The 22,275-nt window shown below is 65.0% G+C and carries 16 protein-coding genes and 1 pseudogene; 10 read left to right on the top strand and 7 right to left on the bottom strand.

What is annotated here, in order from left to right:
* The 4 genes from E1J50_RS17125 to hemA form a co-directional block, all read right to left on the bottom strand.
* A partial coding sequence (locus tag E1J50_RS17125) for a peroxidase family protein (RefSeq protein WP_281024580.1) occupies positions 1-2,991 on the bottom strand: 2,991 nt, incomplete at its 3' end.
* Positions 2,992-3,309: 318 nt separating this feature from the next.
* Complete coding sequence (locus tag E1J50_RS17130; protein WP_132255054.1) at positions 3,310-6,438, bottom strand: efflux RND transporter permease subunit; 3,129 nt, start codon at positions 6,436-6,438, stop codon at positions 3,310-3,312.
* Complete coding sequence (locus E1J50_RS17135; protein ID WP_132255055.1) at positions 6,435-7,646, bottom strand: efflux RND transporter periplasmic adaptor subunit; 1,212 nt, start codon at positions 7,644-7,646, stop codon at positions 6,435-6,437. Before E1J50_RS17135 ends, E1J50_RS17130 begins: the two co-directional genes overlap by 4 nt.
* Before the next feature lie 20 nt (positions 7,647-7,666).
* Positions 7,667-8,980: a 5-aminolevulinate synthase gene (gene hemA, locus E1J50_RS17140; protein ID WP_132255072.1), complete on the bottom strand. Its 1,314-nt coding sequence runs from the start codon at positions 8,978-8,980 to the stop codon at positions 7,667-7,669.
* Positions 8,981-10,145: 1,165 nt separating this feature from the next.
* On the opposite strand from hemA, the gene E1J50_RS17145 reads away from it, so the two are divergent.
* The 5 genes from E1J50_RS17145 (at position 10,146) to E1J50_RS17165 (ending at position 14,868) form a co-directional block, all read left to right on the top strand.
* On the top strand, positions 10,146-11,534 hold the full coding sequence (locus E1J50_RS17145; protein ID WP_132255056.1) for a multicopper oxidase domain-containing protein: 1,389 nt from the start codon (positions 10,146-10,148) through the stop codon (positions 11,532-11,534).
* Positions 11,535-11,562: 28 nt separating this feature from the next.
* Positions 11,563-12,738 (top strand): multicopper oxidase domain-containing protein, encoded by a 1,176-nt coding sequence (locus tag E1J50_RS17150; protein ID WP_165937901.1) that lies wholly within the window; start codon positions 11,563-11,565, stop codon positions 12,736-12,738.
* 40 nt (positions 12,739-12,778) lie between these two features.
* Entirely contained in the window at positions 12,779-13,447 is a 669-nt protein-coding gene (locus tag E1J50_RS17155) for an SCO family protein (protein ID WP_165937902.1), read from the top strand.
* 5 nt (positions 13,448-13,452) lie between these two features.
* Positions 13,453-14,049, top strand: coding sequence for an SCO family protein (locus E1J50_RS17160; protein WP_165937903.1), 597 nt, complete (start codon positions 13,453-13,455; stop codon positions 14,047-14,049).
* 483 nt (positions 14,050-14,532) lie between these two features.
* Positions 14,533-14,868, top strand: a complete 336-nt coding sequence (locus E1J50_RS17165; protein ID WP_132255060.1) for a Rap1a/Tai family immunity protein — start codon at positions 14,533-14,535, stop codon at positions 14,866-14,868.
* A 213-nt stretch (positions 14,869-15,081) separates the two neighbouring features.
* On the opposite strand, the gene E1J50_RS17170 is transcribed toward E1J50_RS17165, so the two are convergent.
* Positions 15,082-15,735 carry a LuxR C-terminal-related transcriptional regulator gene (locus tag E1J50_RS17170; protein WP_165937904.1) on the bottom strand — a complete coding sequence of 218 codons (654 nt, stop codon included), beginning with the start codon at positions 15,733-15,735 and terminating at the stop codon, positions 15,082-15,084.
* Positions 15,736-16,212: 477 nt separating this feature from the next.
* Between E1J50_RS17170 and E1J50_RS27420 the strand changes: the two genes are divergently transcribed.
* Together E1J50_RS27420 and rsgA are read left to right on the top strand one after the other, a co-directional pair.
* The gene (locus E1J50_RS27420; RefSeq protein WP_165937905.1) at positions 16,213-16,377 is read left to right on the top strand and encodes a hypothetical protein; all 165 of its coding nucleotides are present in this window, start codon (positions 16,213-16,215) and stop codon (positions 16,375-16,377) included.
* A gap of 514 nt (positions 16,378-16,891) precedes the next feature.
* Complete coding sequence (gene rsgA, locus E1J50_RS17175; RefSeq protein ID WP_132255062.1) at positions 16,892-17,926, top strand: ribosome small subunit-dependent GTPase A; 1,035 nt, start codon at positions 16,892-16,894, stop codon at positions 17,924-17,926.
* Positions 17,927-18,015: 89 nt separating this feature from the next.
* On the opposite strand, the pseudogene E1J50_RS17180 reads toward rsgA, so the two are convergent.
* Positions 18,016-18,961, bottom strand: a pseudogene (locus tag E1J50_RS17180) (IS630 family transposase).
* A 218-nt stretch (positions 18,962-19,179) separates the two neighbouring features.
* Here E1J50_RS17180 and E1J50_RS17185 point away from each other — a divergent pair.
* The 3 genes from E1J50_RS17185 to E1J50_RS17195 all read left to right on the top strand — a co-directional run bounded on the left by E1J50_RS17185 (position 19,180) and on the right by E1J50_RS17195 (position 20,559).
* Positions 19,180-19,440, top strand: coding sequence for a hypothetical protein (locus E1J50_RS17185; RefSeq protein ID WP_132255063.1), 261 nt, complete (start codon positions 19,180-19,182; stop codon positions 19,438-19,440).
* A 230-nt stretch (positions 19,441-19,670) separates the two neighbouring features.
* The gene (locus tag E1J50_RS17190; protein WP_132255064.1) at positions 19,671-19,955 is read left to right on the top strand and encodes a hypothetical protein; all 285 of its coding nucleotides are present in this window, start codon (positions 19,671-19,673) and stop codon (positions 19,953-19,955) included.
* A gap of 112 nt (positions 19,956-20,067) precedes the next feature.
* On the top strand, positions 20,068-20,559 hold the full coding sequence (locus E1J50_RS17195; protein WP_132255065.1) for a phosphohydrolase: 492 nt from the start codon (positions 20,068-20,070) through the stop codon (positions 20,557-20,559).
* 141 nt (positions 20,560-20,700) lie between these two features.
* On the opposite strand, the gene E1J50_RS17200 is transcribed toward E1J50_RS17195, so the two are convergent.
* Complete coding sequence (locus E1J50_RS17200) at positions 20,701-21,513, bottom strand: NYN domain-containing protein (RefSeq protein WP_132255066.1); 813 nt, start codon at positions 21,511-21,513, stop codon at positions 20,701-20,703.
* Positions 21,514-22,275 lie beyond the last annotated feature (762 nt).

Here is a 22,275-nt window from a genome sequence, read left to right on the forward strand (position 1 = left end):
CGCGTCACCGCGCAGGAAGTTGTCGCCGAACGGGTCGACGATGATGTCATCACCGTCGCCGCCGAAGACCTGGTCGGATTCCGTCTGGGCATTGAGGTAGTCGTCGCCGCCGTCGCCCCAGAGCGTGTCGATGCCGCGATCGCCGATCAGCGTGTCGTTGCCCTCGGTGCCGCCGAGCACGACGTGCTCGCCGCCCGAGAAGCGGATGTAGCCGCCATCCGCGTGACCGTCGTTGTTGACGTCGGCACCGGGCGCATGCCGGGTGACCTTCGGGTCGATCGCCTGGAGGATCGCGTTGGCCTGGACCGGATCGGTGTCGATCTGCTTCGTCTGGTCGATCTCGAGCGTCAGGTCGGGCGTGTCGAAGAGGTTGCCGGCCACGTGCGAGGAGGTCGTGTCGCCGAGATCGGAGTTGCGCATGGCGAGCGCCGAGAAGGTGTTCGCCTCGAGCTCGTTCAGAAGGTTCAGGCCCTGCAGGCGGCTGAGGTAGTACAGACGGTCGCCGTTCTGGAGGTTCTCCATCTGATTTTCGAAGACGTAGTTGAACGTCGAGCCCAGCATGCCGCCGAATTCGGTCTTGCGCTCCGCCAGCCCGCCGATCCAGAGGTCGACGAGGTTGAGGCCGGACTCGTGGCCGGCCCATGCGCCGGTCGAGTTGAGGAAGTCGAGCCGATCGTCGACGGCAGCACCATTGATCACGCGGTCATCGGCCGGGGTGGTCGGATCGCCAAGAACAGTTTCCTGGCTGCCGATGACGAGGGCGAGCGCCGCCGCGCGCTTGCCCTCGATCGTGGTCTCGGCCTGGAGCAGCGGATGCGTGCCGTAGGCCGCCACGAAGTTCACGATCGAGAGCGGGTTCTTGAGGTTCTGGGCGAGCGCCAGCCAATTGTCGTAGGGCTTCAGGTCAATGTTGCCGGTGTCCTCGTAGAACTGCGCCCTGGCGACGTTGAAGGCCGGCACGCCGGCTTCGCGACCGCGGGCGATGTTGAGCGCCGCGAGATCGAGCGGCAGGCCGAGGAGTGTGTTGCGCAGCGAGCTCACCACGAACTCGTCGATCTCGTTGCCGGCCTGGCGCGACATGCCGCGCACGATCGCACCGGTCGCCTCGGCTGCGGTGAGGCCGCTCGCGGTGAACGCCTGCGGGTTGAGGAAGGCATCGAAGAGCTCGATGTCGCTCGCGCTCATGTTCAGGTCGAGCCGGTCGATCTTGTCGGTCAGCATAGAGTGGCCGAACCGGTAGACGACGTGCGCGAACTCGGCCGTGATCGCCGGATTGATATCGGGCGTGTTCGTGAACACGAAGGGGTTCACCGCCGGCTGGACCTTGCGGGCGAACTCCTCGAAGACGAGGTGCTGGTACTGCATCTCGGTCACGAACTTCGCGGCCTGGAATAAGCGCTCGCCATCCCAGACGAGCTTGGACGTGTCGGCCGGAACGGAGGTCACGTCGTTCACGAGCCACTCGTTCAGGAACGAGACGTCGCCGTTCGCCGCGGAGGCTAGGATCGTCTGCTTGTTCGCCTCGACGAGCCGGTTGTGCTCGGAATGGAAGATCGTGTGAACCGCGGTGAGGCCGATATTCTCGTTGCCGCGGCCGTCGCCGGTCACGAAATGCGAGTCCAGCATCTCGTTGTCGTAGGTGAGGGCGTTTCCGTCATCGACGATGCCGTCATCGAGGTCAGCGGTCTGGCGGATCGCGGGCGTTGCGGGGTTGTGGTCGTGATCGACCATCACCGGCTCGGCGTGGTGCGCGATGTCGTTGAGGAAGGCGTGGCCGGTCCGGAGCGCGTTCGCCGGCACGGAGATGCCATCAGCCGTGCCTTCGACGAAGCCGTCCGGCGTCGCGATCTGGGCGTAGCCATTCGCACCCGGGATGAAGTTGCCATAGGCGTCCGTGCGCAGGAGCGGCACGTCGAGAACATCATAATCGTCGAGCTTGATGCCGAGCATCCGGAGCGCTTGAGCCTTCGTATCGGCCCAGGTCGCAATGCTGCCATTAGCACCGTCGAGGAGGCGACCGGTCGAAACGGCGTGCGAGTCATTGACCCCATCACCGTCGGAATCGACGGAGAACATGTATTCGCGCAGGAACACCTGGTGTGACGGGTGCGAGGTGTAGGTCTGGTTCTGGTCGATCCACGGCGTTGTCGTGTTGACCGTCTCGTGGTTCGTGTCATCCGCCGTGCCCATCACGCCATCCGCGCCGGGGCCGGCAACGGGGGTCGAGCGCGTCAGCGCCATGAAATTCGTGTGGCTGTTCTCGACGTAGAGCGGGTCGTCCTTCTGCAGCGGGATGTAGACCGTCCCGTTGTTGCCCTTCGTGATGAGGTCGAGGCCGTGGTCGAAGAACTGGCCGAAGAAGGTCATCCAGCCGTTGAACTGCGGCGAGAGGCCGATGTCCGGCGACTGGTTCGGGATCACCGACAAGTCTTCGTTGGTGAGCACGATCTCGTTTGCCCCGAGCGTCTCACCGGGCTTCGGCGGGGCGACCGCCGTCTTGCCGGGATGCGCCGCCTCCCAGGCCGCAACCGCGAGCGGATTGCCGAACCAGGCAGCGATTGCGGCCGGGTTGTTCACCGACATGTCGACGATGAGGTTCGAGATGATGCGGGGATCCGCATCCGCCACGTTGCCTGTGTGGCCGCCGTTCACCGTTGGCAATGATGGCGAACCGACCGAACCGTAATCGGTGTTGTCGACGGCCATGCCGGGCGCGAACGGCATCGTGTCTCCATCCTGATCATTCAGGAAGTTGGGATCGAGCAGGCGCGGGAGGATCTGATCGGCGGCGCCGACGAACTGGCCCCCGGGCAAGAGGTTGTTGTTCGATCCGTCGACGTGGCGCAGACCCCAGGGCAGGATCGCAGCATTCGGCCCGATGATCTGCTGCAAGGTTTCGCCGGCGGTTTCCCGCTCCGCGATCACGATCTGCTTCAGGATATAGGCCAGGTCATCCTGGTTGACCGTAAAGTTCGGGTTCTGGGTGGCCATGATCGTTCCCCCCGTGCAATTTTGGATTGATCGCGAAGCGGGAGCGACTACCGCTCCTCACTCCACATCAGTAAACACTTTTTTAATCCCTCCGATAGAGAAAATATTTACCTAGAACTACATGAGTACTGTAACTAACTAGGGGGTATTAATCACGAGTTTTAGGAAAAATCGAGTGAGTTTGGGTTTTTGCGCAATTCTATATTGTCCGGCCTCTACACAGAGTGGAGAGAGCGAATGCGGCGGAATGTTAATACTGAGATTTAAGGCGTCGGGCCCTTAGTCCGGCCGAGGGCTCGGTTCAAAATGCCGGTCATGTCAGAGGCGCGGCTCGAATCCGTCACCCCTCGTTCGAGGGAACACGCCACCGGACGGGCGCGGCGCGGCTGCACGGCGGACGAGCCCCGAGAGTGAACTTGAGGCCCCCTGGATGCAGAGAAATAGGACCGGCGTCACGTACAGGGTGAGCATCTGCGACAGGAGCAACCCGCCGACGACCGCAATCCCGAGGGGCTGGCGCATCTCGGGACTGGCACCGAAGCCGCAGGCCAGCGGCACGGCACCGACGATGGCGACGAGGCTCGTCATAACGATCGGCCGGAAACGCCGCAGGGAGGCTTCCCGGATGGCTGCGGCGGGTGCCTCACCCGCCTGGAGGCGCGTCAGGGCGACGTCGACCACCATGATCGCGTTCTTCTTTACAACACCGATCAGGAGCAGGATCCCGATCATGCCCGTCAGATCGAGGCTCAGCCCGGCCCAAGCGAGGGCGAGCAGCGCGCCGCAGGCCGCCGCCGGCAGCCCCGCCAGGATCGTCAGGGGATGGGACAGGCTCTCGTAGAGAACGCCCAGGATCACGTAGACCGTGAGCAGGGCCGCGAGAACGAGCAGCCCCTGACTGCCGCCGCTCTCCTGGAAGGTGCGGGCGGTGCCGAGGAAGATAACCGTCACGGAGGCGGGCAGCTCGGCCTCCGCGCGGAGTGCCTCGATGCGCGAGATGGCCTCACCGAGGGAGACGCCCCGCGCCAAGTCGAAGGCGACGGTGACGCCGGGAAAGAGTCCGATCTGGTTGACGGATTGGAGGCCGAGGCCGGGCTCGGCCCGCGCGAAGGCCGAGAGGGGCACGAGCGCACCGCCGGCCGCGCGCAGACGGATCGCGTCGAGGTCCGCGGGTTGGCCGCTCGGCGGGCGCACGAACTCGACGAGGACCGGGTGGATGTCCGCGCCCGTCTGGATCGTCGCGACTTGGCGCGGCCCGAAGCCGAGATTGAGCACGGAGCGGAGCTGATCGGTCCCGATGCCGAGGAGGCGGGCCTTGTCGCGATCGATCCGAAGGGTGATCTGAGGGACGGCGTCTCGCAGGTCAGTAGTGACGCCGACGAAGTGCGGATCCCGGCTCATCGCCGCGGCGAGGTGGGTCGACCAGCGGCCGATCTCCTCGAGGTCCGGCCCCTGCACGGCGAATTGGTACTGGCTGCGCCCCTGCCGACCGCCGCGTAGAGTCTGGTAGGGCGTCACGAGGCTCGCGATGCCGGGGATGGCGTCTAGGCTTCGTCGCAGGTCCGCCAGGACGATGTCGAGGCCCGCGCGCTCCGGCCTCGGCTTCAGCTCCACGAAGACGCGCCCCTGGTTCACGGCCCCACCATTGCCCGCCGGCCCGCCGATGCTGGAGACCACGTGGGCGACGTGGGGCGCGGCGCGCAGCACCGCATCCACTCGTGCCTGGAGGGCGGCCATCGCCGGGAAGGCGATGTCGGGCCGCGCCTCGGTCGAGACCGTGACGAGACTCAGATCCTCCTGCGGGAAGAACCCCCGCGGGATCGTCCGCGCCAGCGCGGCTGTTCCGCCGAGGGTCGCGAGGAAAAGGAGGACGACAAGAGCCCGGTGGCGCAGCGACCAATCCAGGCTCTGGCCGTAGAGCGCGAGCACCCGCGCGAAGGCGCGCCGCACTCCGGTGTCCCGTGGCCGAGCGCAGCCGGGCAGCAGGCCGGCAAGCGCCGGCGTCAGGGTCAGCGAGATGAGGGCCGACAGCGCCAGCGCGACGCAGACGGTGACGGCAAATTCGTGGAAGATCCGCCCCACGATCCCGCCCATGAACAGGACGGGGATGAAGGCCGCGATCAGTGACACGGTCACCGAGACGATGGTGAAGCCCATCTCGCGAGCTCCGCGCAACGCCGCCTCAACCGGGCGGAAGCCGGACTCGCGGTGGTGCTGGAAACCCTCCAGCATGACGATCGCATCATCAACCACGAGCCCGACCGAGAGGGTGAGCGCCAGCAGCGTGATCGCATTGAGCGAGTAGCCGAGGAGCAGCATCGCCCCGAAGGTCCCGGCGACCGACAGCGGCACGGTGAGGCCCGCGATCAGGGTGGTGCCGAGCCCTCCGCCGAAGAGATGGATCACGAGAACCACGAGCACGCTCGTGGCGACGAGCGTCGTCAGCACGTCGGCGACGCCCTCGCGGATCCCGACCGAATGGTCGGTAACGATGGTGAGGGCGGCTTCACTGCCGAGGTCGGCCCAGAGCCGCGGCAGCATCCGCCGCACCGCGTCCGAGACCGCAACTGCGCTTGAGCCCGCCTCGCGATGGACGGCGAGGACGAGGGCCGGCTCGCCATCGAGCCAGCTCCCCGACTGGTCGTCCTCTACCGAATCCAAAACGCTGGCCACCTCGCCGAGGCGCAAGGGCCGGCCGGCCCGTGTCGCCACGATCAGGTCCCGGAAGCCGGCAGCGTCCTCGAACTGGGTGGCTGCGCTCAGCGCCGCCCGACGCTCGCCGTCGATCAGGGTGCCGACGGCCGTCTGGGCGTTTGCGGCGCGGATTGCCTGCTCGACCGCGTCCGGGCCGAGGTCACGGCCGAGCAGCGCCCGTGGATCGAGGCGGATGCGTACGGCCCGTTTCTGGCTCCCGTGCAGCACGGCCTGCCCGACGCCCGGCACCCCGGTCAAGGCAGGCAACAGGATGGTTCGAGCCATGCCGTCGAGCCGGGCTAGAGGCAGGCTCCGGCTCGTCAGCGCGACGAGGAGGACGGGCGCATCAGCCGGATTGAACTTTCGGTAGGTCGGCGCGGTCGGCATCTCCGTCGGCAGGTGGCGCTGGGCCCGCGCCAGCGCCGCCTGAACATCCGCGGCGGCTTCGCCGATGTCGCGATGGAGCGCGAATTCCAGAGTAATGGCACTGGTGCCGGTGGTGTTCGCCGCGCTCATCGTCTGCAGGGACGGGATCGCCGCGAACTCGCGGATAAGCGGGGTGGCGACCGCGCCCGCCATCGTCTCCGGGCTCGCGCCGGGAAGCTGTGCCGAGACGAGGATGACGGGGAAGTCCACGCGGGGCAGTGCCGCGACCGGTAGGAGACGGTAGGAAAGGGCACCCGCGCAGAGGAGCGCAAGCCCTAGCAGGATGGCGGCGACGGGGCGCCGGACGAAAGGGGCCGCGATGTTCATGGCATAGCCTGGGCACCGGCCGAAGCGATGGCGCGGCTCTCCACTGCGACCGACGCGCCCTCGAATAGGCGCGCCTGTCCCTCCACGACGACGCGCTCGCCCGAGCCGAGGCCGGAGCGGATCACAGCGCGTCCCTCCACCGTCTCGGCGGGCTCGACCGGGCGCCGCGCCGCCGTGCCGTCCGGTCGGACGACGAACACGGCCGTCCCGGCTCGGTCCTGCACGAGGGCGGCGAGGGGCACCGTCACGGCGTCCGAGCCCGCATCGAGCGTGAGGCTCAGGCGCGCATACTGGCCCGGCCAGAGCGCTCCGTCCGCATTCGGCACGCGGGCCTTGACGAGGATCGTGCCGGTCGCTGAATCCACCGCGGAATCGATGAACCGGACCCGGCCCGTCGCCGCTGGGCGATCGGCGTTGCCGAGGAAGACCGCTATGGCGGGGCGCTCGCCGGGTGCCGACATTGCCGCGCGCAGGGCATCGAGGTCGCGCTCCGGGAGCGTGAGGCTTACCTGGAGCGGGCTCATCGGCGTGATGGTGAGGAGCGCCGCGGTCGGGCCTTCCGCCGGTCCGACGAGATCACCGCGGGCATTGCGCACGACGCCAACGCGGCCAGCGATCGGCGCCCGCACCACGGTATAGCCGAGCTTGATCCGCGAGGCCCGGAGCGTTGCCTCGGCGGCGGCGGCGGCGACGGTGGCTGCGGCGGCCCGTGTTTCCGCGGTGAGCTGGTCCACCTGCACCTGGGTCGAGACGCTCCGGGCCCGCAATTCGAGGGCCCGGCCGAGGTCCGCCTCCAGACGCGCGAGCGTCGCGCGATCCTTCGCGAGCGCCGCCTCGTCGCGGGCGACGACGGCGCGGATCTCGCTGTCGTCGATCCGGAACAGGATGTCGCCCTCTGCGACCGTGCTGCCGTCCTCCACGAGGCGCTCGACGATCTCGCCCTCGATCCGCGCCCTGACCCTGACCGTCGAGACGGGCTCGACCCAGCCCACGCCGGTCCGAGTGACCGGTACGCGTTCCACGCGGGCGAACTCGGCGCGCACCGGGATTTCCGGCCCGCGTTTCTGCAATCCGGTGGCCGCGCTCGCCGGCGCGTCGCCGCGAGCGGCGAGGGCTTCCATGCGGGTGGGCGGCCGGCTGCCGTGAAAAAAGGCGCCGCCGGCCAGGACGGCGGCCCCGAGCGAGGCGGCAAGGCGCACCGGTCGCATCGTCGTCGCTCCCAGAGCCGTCAGAGAGAAGGCGCGCGACCGGGGGCGCGCGCGAGACCGAGGGCGGTCCAGACCTCCGCGAGCGCCCCCACCAGGGCCGCGATTTGCGCGTCTGTGTGCAGCGGGGTCGGGGTGATGCGCAGCCGCTCCTGACCCCGCGGCACGGTCGGATAGTTGATCGGCTGGATGTAGATCCCGTGCCGGTCAAGAAGCCGGTCGGCCGCTGCCTTGCAGGCGGCCGCGTCGCGCACGAGGAGCGGCACGATGTGCGTTCCCTTGTCGAGGACCGGAAGGCCCTCTGCGGCGAGAGCCTCCTTCACTGCCGCCACTTGGCGGCGCTGGGCCGAGCGCTCCGCGTCCGAGCCCTTGAGGTGGCGGATCGATGCGCAGGCTGCCGCCGCGGTCGCGGGCGGCAGGGCCGTGGTGAAAATGAAGCCGGGTGCGCAGCTCCGAATCGCGTCGACGATGGGGATGCTCGCCGCGATGTAGCCGCCGACCACGCCGTACGCCTTCGCTAGCGTTCCCTCGAGGATGTCGATGAGACCGGACACGCCCTGCGCCTCGGCAATGCCGGCGCCGCGGGCTCCGTACATCCCGACCGCGTGCACCTCGTCGAGATAGGTCATTGCTCCGTAGCGGCGGGCGAGCCGGGTGATCGCCGCGACAGGCGCGACGTCGCCGTCCATCGAGTAGACGCTCTCGAAGATCACAATCTTCGGCCGGTCCTGCGCGGCGCTCAGGATCGACTCGAGATGCGCGAGGTCGTTGTGGCGGAAGATCGCCTTCTCGCAGCCGGACTGGCGGATGCCCTCGATGATCGAGTTGTGGTTGTCCGCGTCCGAGATCATCAGGCAGCCAGGGATCAGCCGCCCGATCGTCGCGATGCTTGCTTGGTTCGAGACGTAGCCCGAGCTGAAGACGAGGGCCGCCTCCTTGCCGTGCAGATCAGCGAGTTCCGCCTCGAGGGCCACGACTGGGTGGCTGTTGCCCGAGATGTTACGGGTTCCGCCCGCGCCGGCGCCGCTGCGCTGCGCCGCCGAGATCAGCGCCTCGACCACCGCTGGATGCTGGCCCATCCCCAGATAGTCATTCGAGCACCACACCGTGACGGGTCGCGCCCCGCCGGGTGCATGCCAGATCGCATCCGGGAAACGGCCGGCGACCCGCTCGATGTCCACGAAGACCCTGTAGCGGCTCTCCGCGTGGAGTCGAACGAGCGCCCGGGTGAAATAGGCTCCGTAGGCGAGCGGATCGCGGTTGGCCGGTGCCTGGGCGTGCCGCGGCGCCGTCAGCGGCAGGCCCGGCAGGATGTGGGTGGGCGACAGCTCCTCCATCAGGGTCGCCGAGTCGACCCACTTGCCCTCAAAGCGCCGCGCGGTCTGCCAGCCGGTCCGCGCGCAATAGAGCAGGAAGGATTGCCGCTCGCCATCGGGCCAAGCCGTCTCGGCAATGGGCAGAGGTTTCGCGCACTGGCCCGAGCAATTCATGATTCGCCCCCATCTGTTGGGGCAGTTTTTAGGATTTATAAACTGAGATCAATTGGACTGAGCGGCTAATGCATTTGGCTCACTAATGCATTAATCCGGATTAGTACAGGGATTAGGTTCAACTTGCCGTGGTTATTCTTGTATTCGCTGTTCCGGCTGCGCAAGCAGGATCGCGGTGCGGACCGCGCCGCATTTCAGATGATCCGTCGAGTCGGTTCTTAAGACGGTCAGTGCGGCCCAAGCATGTGCTCGGAACGCGGCGGCGAGATTCAGGCTCTAGCCCCATCCGAACACGAGGAGTGTGGTCAGTTGCGCCCCATGTCAGCTCTGTGACAGGGCGCAGACGACCCAGGTAGGCTCACTGGGAGCGTCGACGCCGACGTCAGCCGAATTCATCGCGGCAACACAGGAGCCGATGACGTCGACAATCCCTAAATCGGTCCACAGCAATGACCGCTTCAGAGATGCTGCTCCGCTCGCTTGTGTGACGAGAATGGGCGCAAATCGGAACGGCAACTATTGGCCGCAAGCAGTCTGGCCGATTTACGCATCAAAGCCGCGGAAGCAGACATCTGCTAGGGCTCAGGCTGTCGTATGGCGGCCCTCCTGAGCTCCTCGTCACGGATCCAGTGACACGCGCGCGATGAGAACGAGTGCGGCACGAGTGCTGCGCGTACGGCTCCATGCCGCGAGCGGCGGACCGAAACAGATCACAGCGGGATCGGGGCAGGCTGATCCTTAACATTTGAGCAACCGCCTGCAGGTTTCGAGGGCCCAGCATCATCTCCGACGAGGAACTGAGGCACGCAGACAGCCTATTTGCGAGCGCACGTACCGTCGCGTACGATCATATCGACTAAGCCAAAATTGACGAATTCCTACGACGTTGGTCCGATTACTTCTTGGGTTGTTCGGATATGCCTGTCTGACAGGAGAAGTGACAGCTTCGGGCGATTGATCCGGGCAGAATGCGAAGTGCGGCCTCTTGCCCGGGCCTCAGCGGAGAGCCGGAATGCACGATGCACCACGTTTCGAACTGGAAAGCCGATCGCCGCTGGAGACCGATGATGTGCAAGCCTCGCTCGCCATCAGCCCATCCCAAACTCCCGCGCAATTAGCCCGGCGAGATGTGCTGAGATTGGGCGCGGCAAGCCTCGCTGCCGCGACGATGGGCGTCTCACCCGGGCCGACTTCTTCGCAAACGGCCTGCGCTCCCTGCACAAGTTCGACGACGGCTGCCACTTTCAAGCTCGCGATCGCTGACGTCGCCACGACCATGATCGATGGCACCGTGCTCAACATGCTCGGGTTCGGGCTTCTCGGCGGCTCAGTAGCGCCGCGCGTCCCGGGTCCGGTACTCCGGGTCAAAGAGGGCGCCGCCGTGCAGATTACCATCTGCAACACCCGGCGCGAGGCGCACACCTTCGAGGTCACGGAGGTTCCAGGCAGCAAGATCGAACTCGGGCCCGGCTGTTCGGGCACCGTGAGCTTCATCGCTCCGGCAGCCGGCACCTACCTCTACCATGACGGGCTTGGAGGAAGCCCGCTGTACCGCATTCTCGGGTTGCATGGCGTCCTGATCGTGGAGCCTGTGGCCGGGACAACGGCGGCCGGCAGCCCGACGCCGTACAGCCTCAACAGGCTTGACGATGCTCAACGAACTGCGATCAGTAGGCTGTTTGACGCTTTCGGAACAACTCCGCGGTTCCCCGGCGGCAAATGGCAGCCTGCGCCGTCCAACGCTGAATTTTCCATTCAAGAGAAGATCTGGCTGCTCTGCGACGTCGATCCCAAGTTCAGCGCGCTGATCGAGCCGGGACGAGCAATCCGATCAAGCCCCACCTTGACGAAGGACGTGATCGGGAACTTCGTCTCGCGCTACTTCACCATCAACAATCGAAGCGGCTTCGATGCGGCTGAAGGAGAAGACATTGTCGCTAGGAACTTCATCGGCGAGCCGACGCTCTTGCGGGTCGCAAATGCAGGCCTAGCCACGCACTCGAACCACATCCACGGCAACGACGTGTTCCAGCTCACCGAGCCCGAACTCGATCCGCTCTCGCCGAATTTCGGTGCCGTGACGGTTTCGCGCAACATCTTCTCGCTCGATACGTGGTCGATGTTTCCGCTGCTCCGGCGCGATGTACTGCTGCCGTTCGAGGTGCCGACCGACATTCCCTCGCGCATACCCGTTGCCAATCCGAACCCGGCTGCCAGGCAGTTCACCAGGATGGTGGCCGGCCAGACGCAGGAGCCCCTGCCGCTTCGCTACGTCATGCACTGCCACACCGAGATGTCGCAGACGGCCGCGGGCGGCAACTACCCGCAGGGCATGGTCACCCATTTCGAGATCCTCGGCGGTGTCGACGGGCGTCCCAAGAGCAAGCTGGCCGCGCGCTGAGACGGGATTGCTTGTCGGAGTCATTGGCATGCCGAACCAGACCAACATCGTAGGGACCGCGACGGCCGCTGCGGCAGTCAGTGCGAGCGCCGGGGTGGCGGCTCAGGCGCTACCTCCGCTCGGCCCCAAATCGACAGGCGTACCGGGACCGGGTGATGTCTCGGCCGGCAACATCGATTTCACGAAGACGGGGGTCAAGGGCCCGGAAACCTTCGACACATTCGGCTGTAAGGTCTTCCGTGAGAATTCGAAGACGCCCGACTTTGTCACGGCCAACGTTTATTTCGAGCGCCAAGCCTTCTTGGATGGTGATCTGGTAATGCCTGACGGGCGACAGCTCCGGCACTGGGGCTTTGAGGATCCCCTCCGAGCGCCGGGCCAGAAGTCGCTCCCGTCGCCGCTGATCCGCGTGCAAGAGGGAGACTTGGTCCATACGAAGTTCAGCGCGCGCACCTCGTCACACACCATTCACCATCACGGCATCGAGCCCACGACGATGAATGACGGCGTCGGGCACACCTCCTTCGAGGTGACCGGCAGCTACATCTACCAGTGGCAGCCGACAGAGCCGGGCACCTACTTCTATCACTGCCACAAGAACACGGTTCTGCATTTCAAGATGGGCATGTACGGCTTGCTCATCGTCGACCCGAAGCCGAACGCGAATGGGAAGGTGCCGGCTTTCGCGGGCGGTCCTGAGTACGATGTCGAGAAGTTCTGGGTGCTGGACGACATCGATCCACGATACCAAGAGCTCAACCACGACGCTGGGCTGTGCGGAGAAGATGTCGGCCTGAACATCTTCAAGCCGCGCTACTTCCTGATCACCGGAACGCCGACACGGCCAACCGTCCCAACGGATGCCCAGCGCATCTTTGCTAACCCAGGCCAGAAGATCCTGATTCGTCTCCTGAATGCGAGCTATTCGGTGATAAAGGTGACGATCGAGGGCTTGGCGGCGACGATCATCGGCGTGGATGGAAACGCTCTGAATGAGCCGTGGAATGCGCCTCTCACGATCCCACCGGGCCAGCCCTTCTTCCTGACGACCGCGCAGCGGCGCATGCTGCTGATCAATACGGCCTCGGGTCCGCGAGGGACGCATCGCGTCACATTCGAGTTTCAGGATTGGATCACGCGCAGGCGGCACAATGCCGGCCAGGGCCTCTACGAAGGTTTCGCCTTCACCACCATCAGCATCTGAGATGCAGAACCGGATGCGCATCGATGCGGGGAGGCCGACCGTGCGCGAGAACGCCCTGAGGAAGACGATGCTCCCGCTGTCGGCATTGCTGGCTTATGCCGCGTTCACAGCGGTTTCGGTCGCCCATGAACACCATCATCCAGGCGAGGTCATCAGCGAGCGCGAGATCATGATCCCGGCCGTGGGGTACGCCGGCCCGGATCCGCACGCGCTGGGCGGACATTTCGAGCTTGTCGATCATACCGGCCGCCCGGTCCAAGACACGACCTTCCGTGGGCGCTGGATGCTGATCTACTTCGGCTACACCGGCTGCCGAGAGGCGTGCCCGGTCGCCCTCGTCACGATGCAGAAGGCGCTCGATGCCCTGGGCGCGGAGGCTGATCGCATCCAACCCCTTTTCGTCGATTTCTCGCTGGAGAAGCCGGACTTCAAGGGGCTCGCGCAGTTCGTGAGCAACTTCCATCCGAGGCTGCTCGGCCTCACCGGAACGCGCGCCCAGACCTTCGCGGCGGCGCGCCAGTTCAGGGTGCGCCGTGAATTCATGCACGGGAACGACAGCCTCAAGGAAACCGGCCCGCGGATCGATCACACGACGTACTTCTACCTCGTCGATCCTGGCGGCCTCACCCGCTCGTACTTCTACCATGACCAGCCGGTGGAGAGAATCATTGAGGCGATCCGGCTGCACCTGCCCGGCGGTGACGAATGATGAGAGTGGCGGAGCTATTCCGCGCGGTGGCGCATGTACCCGCGGTGCTTCTTCTGTCCGCGCTTTCGCTACCGGCGCCAGCCCCTGCCGCCGAGATGGAGCATGCCGGCCGGCCGGTCGGTGTCGACTTGGACAGCCTGTTCTCGCTCACCACCCATCGGGGCACTCACCTCAGCATGGCCGACCTGCGCGGGAGGCCATTCGTCGTTCTGTTCGGCTACACCCACTGCCCGGAATTCTGCCCGGCCGCGCTCGCCGATCTCTCACGGCACCTTGAGCGATTGGGCGCGGACGGGAACCGCCTCGCGGTGCTGTTCGTGACGATCGATCCCGAGCGCGACACGGCTAAGAGCTTGGCAAGCTACCTGGAGTCGTTTGACCCCCGCATCGTCGGTCTCACCGGTTCGGCTCGAGACGTCGCCACCGTCGCCGCGACCTTTGGCGCGAAGTACGAGCGCCGATCTACGCAGGGCGCGAGCTACAGCGTCGATCATTCCTATCTTATGTTTCTCGTCGACAAGTATGGGCTGCTCGCGAGACGCGTGGGGTACGATGAGCCGGAGCTACTGGCATCCTCATCGGCGCGCCTCCTTGCCCAATAGAGACGCAGCGCTAACGCAGCTCTCCCTGGTTCCTGTGCGATGGCTCCATCCTCAGCATGGCAGCAATTGCGGAACAAAGCTTCTGCATCAGTCACTGCATCGTGGAGCGACGTACCGCTTGCTCCAGCTTGCTCGCCGCCACACAGCGGAAGTCCGGCTTTCCGTCAGCCCAAGCAGCAAACCAGGGACCAGGAAAGCCGCCGTCGTCCGGCAGAAACTTGATCCGCTCAGGCCAGGACACCGCGGCCATGAGAGACCCTGCCTCACCCATTTGCGGCAGTCGGCACCTGTGCGGTAAAAAACACCATACCCCTCTCGCTAAACTTCTCCGGTTATTCACCTACTTCCATGCTCGGGGAACAGTGGATCTTTGACTCATTGGGAGTCCAAGCAAAGACTCGAGCGGCTGTTTGGCGGTCATTAACACTCAAAGTGGTGTGATGCCCGTGTCGTAGATAGCGCCCTCCAGGAGCACAGGGTGGTATGATGAGACGACTCGCGCTGGCTCTAATGCTCGCCTGGGTGCCCGATCACGCCTACGCCTTTTACCTGACTGGCATCAGGCTGCAGGAACTCTGTTCCCAAAAGAACATATCGGCAGAGTTGGACAGCATGCTCAACGTGTACATGATGGGCATCGTAGATTCGACAGCACCTGCTGCCGAAGAAGTGAGACCATTCTGCGTTCCTGATGGGGTTTCTGCCAAGCAAGTGAAAGAAGCTGTCTGCAAGCACCTCACTGATCATCCGGAAGGCCGGCGCCACAGAGCGGGCGATCTTGCTGCGACCGCACTCCTCAAGGCGTGGCCCTGTCGTTGATCGCCTATAGGCGTGTCTTCCTCCGTCATGTGACGCTACCGTGAAGAGCCGGGCCCGCAGCGCGTTTTTCATTCGGCATCAGACTTACGACAGCAGCGGCCCGATCAATCAGTGGGGCTGAGAGGATCCCCCAGATCGAATGCCTCCTACGATCACGAGCCTCCACGCTGCGGCCGCCATGATCCTCATCCGGCCCTTTGCGCGCTCCGTGGATTATCGGACGGCCTCTAAGCTCAGGTGACTGGAGGCGAGCAGGGCGGCCTGCACGCGGTTCCGCACGTTGAGCTTGTCGAGGATGATCGTCAGGTAGTGCTTGACCGTCTTCTCGCTGATCTCCAGGCGGCCGCCGATCTCCTTGTTGCTCAGGCCCTCCGCCAGCAGCGTGAGGATCTGCTCCTCGCGGCCGGTGAGGCTGGAGAAGGGCGTCGGCTCGGGCTTAGAGGCGGCGGGGCGGGGCCGGGCGAACAGGCGGGCGGCCAGCGCCGGCGTGACGTAGCGCTCGCCGCGGTGGATCACCTTGACCGATTGCACCAGTTCCGGCCCGCTCACGCCCTTCAGGACGTAGCCCCAGGCCCCGCCCTGCATCGCCGAGCAGACATGCTGGTCGTCGACGATGCTCGTGAGCATCAGGATCTTCACGTCCGAGCATTGGGCGACCAACGTCTCGACCGCCTCCGCGCCGCCGCCCAGCATCCCGATGTCGAGGATGACGACGTTCGGCTTCAGGGCGACCGCGAGCCGGAACGCGTCCGAGGCGGAAGCCCCCTCGCCGACGACCGTGATGTCGGCCTCGGCGTTCAGGGTGTAGGCCACCCCGGCGCGGAACAGCGGATCGCTGTCGATGATGACCACTTGGATCTCGGACACCTTTGGGCCCATCGGATGATTAATCTTATCTCGACAAGGAAAGCGGCGCCTCTCCGTAGCACCTGAAGCATCGCCACAAGCAAAAAGCTACACTTCTCACGACCGGGCTACGTAAGTAGTCGCTGATACGAACCGCGCAGTTTCTTCGAGAGCTGTCGGTGGTGAACGCTTTCTTGCCACGTCCGACGTGATGAAATAATCCAGCATGCTTTGCAATAATGTTGAGGCGCTAGATCCGGATTAGTACAGCGGACCCAAAATCGGGCGCATCCGGTGCAGTAGCGTACTCATCCGTTAGCGAGAGGGCGCAGGGTTAGCCGCTCTCCATCTGCTTCTGTCCTTGCAGATGGGACCAGGTGAGCGCGCAGCGGACTGACGAGGTCAGCGTTCTCCTATACCTCATCGAGGTGCTCTCCGGCCGCGAAGATCAAGGCTGCTCGCTTGATGAGAACCGATCCGTACGAGGGTGACCGCCTGTTGAGCGACGCGCTGCGCTTCCTTGCGGCGCGCGGCTTTCTCATCGAGGTGGTCGAGGAGGGCGACAAGACTTTGTTCTGGTTCGAAGGCCGGGAGACCGACAGCTTTAACATCCTGGCAGTGGCTTACATGCTCGGCATGGAACGGCCGGAGAAGGGGGCATGAACTCCGTCAGCTCTCGGCTTCGTGCTGTTGAGTGACCTGTCGCGAGGCGCTTTCGGTCACTTGCCGGCCAATGTCCGCTTCCGGGGATCGACGAAGATGGCTTTAACGACTCGGACGGGCACGAAGCTGCCGGCCGAAGGTGGCCGGAAGCGGCTCGTCCGCTTCGAGGCTTGGGAGGTGGGAGAGCGGACGTTCGGCGCGGTTGAGGAGAAGGCGTCAAAGTGACCCCGAGCGGAGGTTCGATCGCCGCTGGCGAAGGGCCGGATGGGGTGGAAAGCGGCGGGTCATAGAGCGCAAGCTGAGCGTCAGGATCGCGCCAACAGCGGCCCCTCGCTCAAAATCGGCGGGCGGTCCATTTTCGCGGTATAGAGGTCTGTCTGCCGCCCGTCAGCTGTGCTCCCCAGCCAAACTTGCTGCGGGCAGAGGTACGAGAGGCGCTAAGAAGCTCGATCGCGATCGCACGCGGGAAACGCACCTTCTTACGCGCCGCTGGTCACGAGACCAGTGCCATGTCATGTGCAGGCCGGTGACCGATCATCCCGACCTCCTCCCACCGGCGCCGCTTGCGAGCCTAGGTTGGCTCGACTTCTTCGAGGAGCAGCGTGAACCGAACGAGACGAATCTCGCTCCCATGCGGATCGCCATGGTTCACCGCTCACGCCTGACAGGCCTGTCGGAGACGGGATCGGTCGAGCTGACGCTTCCCGTTCATACAAACACCGGTGATTTCGCCGTCGGCGATTGGGTCCTGGCTCATCCTCAGACCCGGATGCTCCACCGCCGCCTGAACCGAAGGACGGTCTTGGAGCGGCGCCTCGAAGGCAGCAGGACCCTGCAGCCCGCTGCAGCCAATGTCGATACGCTGTTCATCGTCACCTCCTGCAACGCCGATTTCAATCAGGCCCGACTGGAGCGCTATCTGGCTCTGGCCAATCAGGGCGGCGCAAATCCGGTTATCTTGCTCACCAAAGCCGACATGGCGGCCGATGTTGACGCCTACCGCCGCCAAGCTGCCGAGTTGCAGCGCGGGCTCGAAGTCGTACCCGTCAATCCCCGTCTTCCGGCGGCTGCATGCACCTTAGCCCCGTGGTGCGGGGTGGGGCAGACCGTGGCGCTGGTCGGCTCATCCGGTGTCGGCAAATCGACCCTGGTGAACACGCTCGCCGGTCCGGGGCAGGCGCTCCCCCAGGAAACCGGAGGCATTCGCGAGCACAACGCCAAGGGACGCCACACCACTACGTCCCGTTCACTGCACGCCATCGCAGGGGGCGGCTGGGTGATCGACACACCGGGGATGCGAACGCTGCACGTCAGCGGCGCTGCGGAAGGGATCGCAACGCTGTTCGCCGAGATCACCGAACTCGCACCCTCGTGCCGGTTCCGCGACTGTACACACGCTCACGAACCCGGCTGCGCCGTGCAGGCCGCCGTCGCTGACGGCAGGCTCAACCTCGAGCGCCTCATCCGCTGGCGTAAGCTCCTCGATGAAAATCATCACAACACGCCAAGATCCGCTGGGCCGCGCGGCCGACGTAGTGTTAGCGGGTAGACATCTCTACCGCCCCGTTGAGGCTGCGATCAGCATCAAACAGAATTCTCAAGCTTCGTTTTGGATTAGACACTTAGAGCGATTTCCACCTACTCCGGGTCGTAACCGGCGGCGGCGAAGTAGTTGGCGCACTCGGCTGGCGTGGAGGCGTCGAGAAGATCGCCGACGGCGGTCCAGAGCCGATCGACCGTGCGCTCGGCCATCTTGCGCAGCAGCGCCTTGAGCTTGGCGAAGGCCATCTCAATCGGATTGAAGTCGGGCGAGTACGGCGGCAGGAACTGAAGCCGTGCCCCGCGCGCCTCGATGGCGGCCTCGATCGCCGCGCCCTTGTGGGCGGGGAGGTTGTCGAGGATGACAGTGTCGCCGGGCCGGAGGGTTGGGGCGAGCACCTGCTCGACGTAGGCCAGGAACCAGTCCCGCGTCATCGGCCCGTCGAGGACCATCGGCGCGCTCATCCCCGACAGGCGCAGGCCCGCCACGAAGGTCGTCGTGAGCCAATGGCCGTGCGGGATGCCCGAGCGTAGGCGCTGACCGCGGGCACAGCGACCGCGCAGGCGCGCCATGCGGGTGGACAGCCCCGTCTCGTCGATGAAGATCAGGCGCTCGGGATCGAGGTCGGGCTGCGCGGCAAACCACGCCTCGCGCGCTGCGGCCACGTCCGGGCGAGCCTGCTCGGCCGCGTGCGCCGACTTTTTTCCACGTCACTGCCCGTCGGGCGAAGAACCGTCAGAGGGTGCCCAGTCCGACTGATACCCTGCGCTCGGCCCGCAGGCGCTCCTGCATCTCGGCGAGCGTGATGTCGTCCTTCTCTTCGGTGAGGGCGATCAGGAAGGCTTCGTGCGCGTCGAGCTTGGAGCCGGGTGGGCGGCCCTGACGCTGAGCCCGCGTCTCTCCTGTCGTCGTCGCGTGCACCGCCCAGCGGATCACCGTGGCGACGCCAACCCGATAGCGCAGGGCCGCGGCCCGGCGGGACAGACCCGCGCTCACCGCGTCCAGGACGCGAACACGCAGATCGTGGCTGTAGGCACGGGCCATGGCGATCTCCCTGACGAACCCTCAGGGATCAACGCTCACCCCGCCACGCCGACTCAGGGATCGTGGAAAACGCTCTAGCGTGTCGATCGGCGTCCAGACGCACTCTGAAACCACAGGCATGTGATGCCGAAGGCCGACGAGTAGCCGCTGATCGCTGACGCGGCCTCGACCTGCGACAGGGGCGCTGGCATATGCCGCGCTCGACCAGGGAGCTTTGGATGCCGTTGAAGGTGCGCGAATTTCATCGGGCCGCGAAGGGCCCCGTCAACAACGATGAGGACTGGTGGCGGCTCGTTCTCGATGACGACGCCGGGCAGATCCACGTTGAACACGAGTGGGCTCATCGGGACGTTCGGCGGAGCGGAAAGCCCGAAAATGCGACGCGCCGCTACGAAATCAACGAATTCCTAGCCGAAGTCCCCAGCGGGAGGGCACAACTCGTCCTTATGCAAATGCTCAAGTCTTTGATGGACGCATGAGGATTGGCTGGGGGCATCAGCGTATCACGCCTGCTCAAAGCACGCCCGAGGGTTGGGGAAGCGATACCTTTGGTCCATCCAAGCTCTCTGATGATTGGTACCCGGATCGATCCTACGTGGGATGCCGGACGGGCAAGCTGCTCAGGAAGGTGCCCTAGGAGCCACCCTAATTGTCGCCCGCAGCACCACACTCATGTCCGGGAGAACTCGAAGCGTCCGCAGGGCTTCACATGGCGAAATCCCAGGTTCCCTTCACTCCCGATAACCTTGGCGCCTGTGCTGCCGCCGCAATGGCCGAGATCCGGATCGTCCTAAGTCGCCTGACGCCCGCCGAGCGCGCCGCCTACTGGAACGCCGTGGATCTCCTCTACCGCGCACCTTCTGGATCTTCGATGAGCATGAAGGAATCCCGGCCGGTCCAAGAGGGCGTCGCTCAGGGTCTCAAGGTTCTGCTTCCGCCTCTATGGAAACACGCTGGCGACGCTGAGGGTTGTTACAGCCTGCCGGAGAGCTGACGTACGCTGGCTCATCTGCGCAAGCTTCGACTGTGTCGACACGCTGTCCTGAGCCTTGTCTGTGACGTGGTCGGCAGCAGGGTGGTGATCTTGCTGTTCGCGTGAGGCGAGCATGATGACGAGCGCCGATGCCAAGGCCTTTGCCCGCCTGCATCATGTCGGTCAGGTGGATGAGATTGGGCAGCCTGACTTCGAGCATCTGGAGCGGGTCGCGTTCGCTGCCGAGCGCCGTGCCCAGCATGCTGAAGACAAGGCTTTGCCGGTGATGCCCGACGAGGTCACGCAAGCGGCCTGGCTACACGATGTCATCGAGAACACCTCGGTAACTGCGGGCGAGCTGCGCACCGCCGGCTTCGCCGAGCCAGTGATCATGATGGTGGAGTTGCTGACGAAGCCGAAAGGCCAGGAGACCGACGAGGCGTGCATCGCCAAGCTGATTGCGAGCGGCAACCTGGGGGCCATGCTGATCAAGCTGTCCGTGATTGAGGACGCGGTGAGCCCGGAGCAGCCATTGGAACCGGCGGCCACGCGGCTGGCGCACACTGCCGCCGCCATGGCGCGTTTGCGCAAGGCGGCCGCGGCGCTCGGCTATTCCGAGTCGTGAGCGTGGCACGGAACTGCCGGACCTCGCTGGCGATGACCGACGAGCACTACGGCCAAGTGCGGCTTGAGCGTGTGGTGGACCGGCTGCGGCCGGAGTGGACACACGCATAGGCGGCGTCCTGCAACTGACTTTGAGCGCGCTCTAGCCGGTTGAAGAGCCGTTTTGCTTAGCCGATTGCGAGCGTCTTCTCGGTGTTCTGCTCCGCGCCTTCGGACGAGGCTCAGACGGCGGGGTTGGCCTTGGCTTGATTCGCGTGAACCGGCCCTCCAACTGGTCGGTGTCGAAAGCTCCAGTGCCACGCACAAGATCACTCAGCTTCCGATGGCCGTAGGTGCGGGGGTCGAAGTCAGAGGCGATGTTGATCAGCCGTTGGCCCACCGCACCCAGGCCTACCCAGCCATCTTCCGTCTCCAACTGCGCGATGGCTTTGTTCAAGATGGGAACGGCCGCGCTTGGCGGCTGCAAGGCCTTGGCGGTAGCCCCATCATCGGGGGCTGTAGCCTGTGCCTCAGGCAGCAGGTTCTCGGTGTAGATGAACCGGCGGCAGGCCTGCCGGAAGCTCTCAGGCGTTTTCTGCTCACCAAACCCGTAGACGTCTGCGCCCTGCTCGCGAAGGCGGGAGGCGAGCCGCGTGAAATCGCTGTCGGAGGAGACAAGGCAGAATCCGTCGAACCGGCCGCTATGCAGCAGGTCCATGGCATCGATCACAAGCGCGATGTCCGAAGCGTTCTTGCCGCTCGTATAGGCAAACTGCTGATAGGGGGCGATCGCGTACTTCTGCAGGATGTCGGCCCAGGATTTCAGCCGCGGGCTGGAGAAGTCGCCGTAGATGCGCCGGACGCTCGCCTCGCCGAACCTAGCGACCTCCTCAAACAAGCCCTGAGTGATGCGCGGCGAGGTGTTGTCGGCATCAATCAGGATGGCAAATCGGGGCAAGCGGTTCTCGGCTGCCATGCGTGACACCTCTTTGGGATCGCTACTGCCGTTGATGGCCTGTCGCACGGATAGGCGTGATCACCGGGCTGGTGAAGACCTGGCGGTCCTAAGGCTAAGCGAGGTTGGATCCTCATCTCTACGGCACCCTGCGCTGAGCAACCGTGCAGAGGAGGACTGGTGGCGCATTGTCGCTAACCACCCATCCCGCTCGAAACGAACAGCAAGGAGTTCCTCGTGCAGTGCCGGGATGGAGCTCTGAAGTGAGCGTCCTAGGCAAGTGGCGGATCGTCGAGCTGCCTCCAGACGGCCCGGGGGAGACAAGGTTTAGTCCGTTCAGGGGCACTCGTCCGAGCGCCGCGACCTGAACGAACGTCGGCTATCGGGAAGCGCGTTGGGCGCCCCGAAAGGCCGGAATGAACGCAAGGCTGCCGGCCGGGTTTGTCCGAAAGCCGCTGGTCTGCTTTCCGCATCAGAGCCGCAGAAGCGGACCTCCGCATGACTCATCGGGGGCGTCTCACAGCGGCCCGAAATGGCACCTCCGGCGCACGCGAGGAAGGTCATCTCCCCAGTGAGCACAGGTGCCACAGGCAAGCTCGCCTACATCGCCTCAACACTGCTATGCGCTCCCTCTGCGCTGCTAGCTTGATAGAACTTCGAACGCATTTGCCCGTTGGGCGAGCGTAGAAGCGCACTACGTCGAGTGCCAGTCCGGCGATCCAGCGAATTGCGAGATCAGCATCATCTCCCCGTGCCCGGGGACCACGCTCCGACCTTACACGT

The organism is Methylobacterium segetis (genome assembly GCF_004348265.1).
Classification (GTDB): Bacteria; Pseudomonadota; Alphaproteobacteria; order Rhizobiales; family Beijerinckiaceae; genus Methylobacterium; species Methylobacterium segetis.

Bases quoted from the DNA above. Each gene is read 5' to 3' on its own strand.
- E1J50_RS17200 (WP_132255066.1), bottom strand. From the start codon at position 21,513: ATGGCAGCCGAGAACCGCTTGCCCCGATTTGCCATCCTGATTGATGCC.
- E1J50_RS17195 (WP_132255065.1), top strand. From the start codon at position 20,068: ATGATGACGAGCGCCGATGCCAAGGCCTTTGCCCGCCTGCATCATGTC.
- E1J50_RS17130 (WP_132255054.1), bottom strand. From the start codon at position 6,438: ATGAACATCGCGGCCCCTTTCGTCCGGCGCCCCGTCGCCGCCATCCTG.
- E1J50_RS17190 (WP_132255064.1), top strand. From the start codon at position 19,671: ATGGCGAAATCCCAGGTTCCCTTCACTCCCGATAACCTTGGCGCCTGT.
- E1J50_RS17185 (WP_132255063.1), top strand. From the start codon at position 19,180: ATGCCGTTGAAGGTGCGCGAATTTCATCGGGCCGCGAAGGGCCCCGTC.
- hemA (WP_132255072.1), bottom strand. From the start codon at position 8,980: ATGGAGGAGCTGTCGCCCACCCACATCCTGCCGGGCCTGCCGCTGACG.
- E1J50_RS17165 (WP_132255060.1), top strand. From the start codon at position 14,533: ATGATGAGACGACTCGCGCTGGCTCTAATGCTCGCCTGGGTGCCCGAT.
- E1J50_RS17145 (WP_132255056.1), top strand. From the start codon at position 10,146: ATGCACGATGCACCACGTTTCGAACTGGAAAGCCGATCGCCGCTGGAG.
- E1J50_RS17135 (WP_132255055.1), bottom strand. From the start codon at position 7,646: ATGCGACCGGTGCGCCTTGCCGCCTCGCTCGGGGCCGCCGTCCTGGCC.
- rsgA (WP_132255062.1), top strand. From the start codon at position 16,892: ATGTGCAGGCCGGTGACCGATCATCCCGACCTCCTCCCACCGGCGCCG.
- E1J50_RS17150 (WP_165937901.1), top strand. From the start codon at position 11,563: ATGCCGAACCAGACCAACATCGTAGGGACCGCGACGGCCGCTGCGGCA.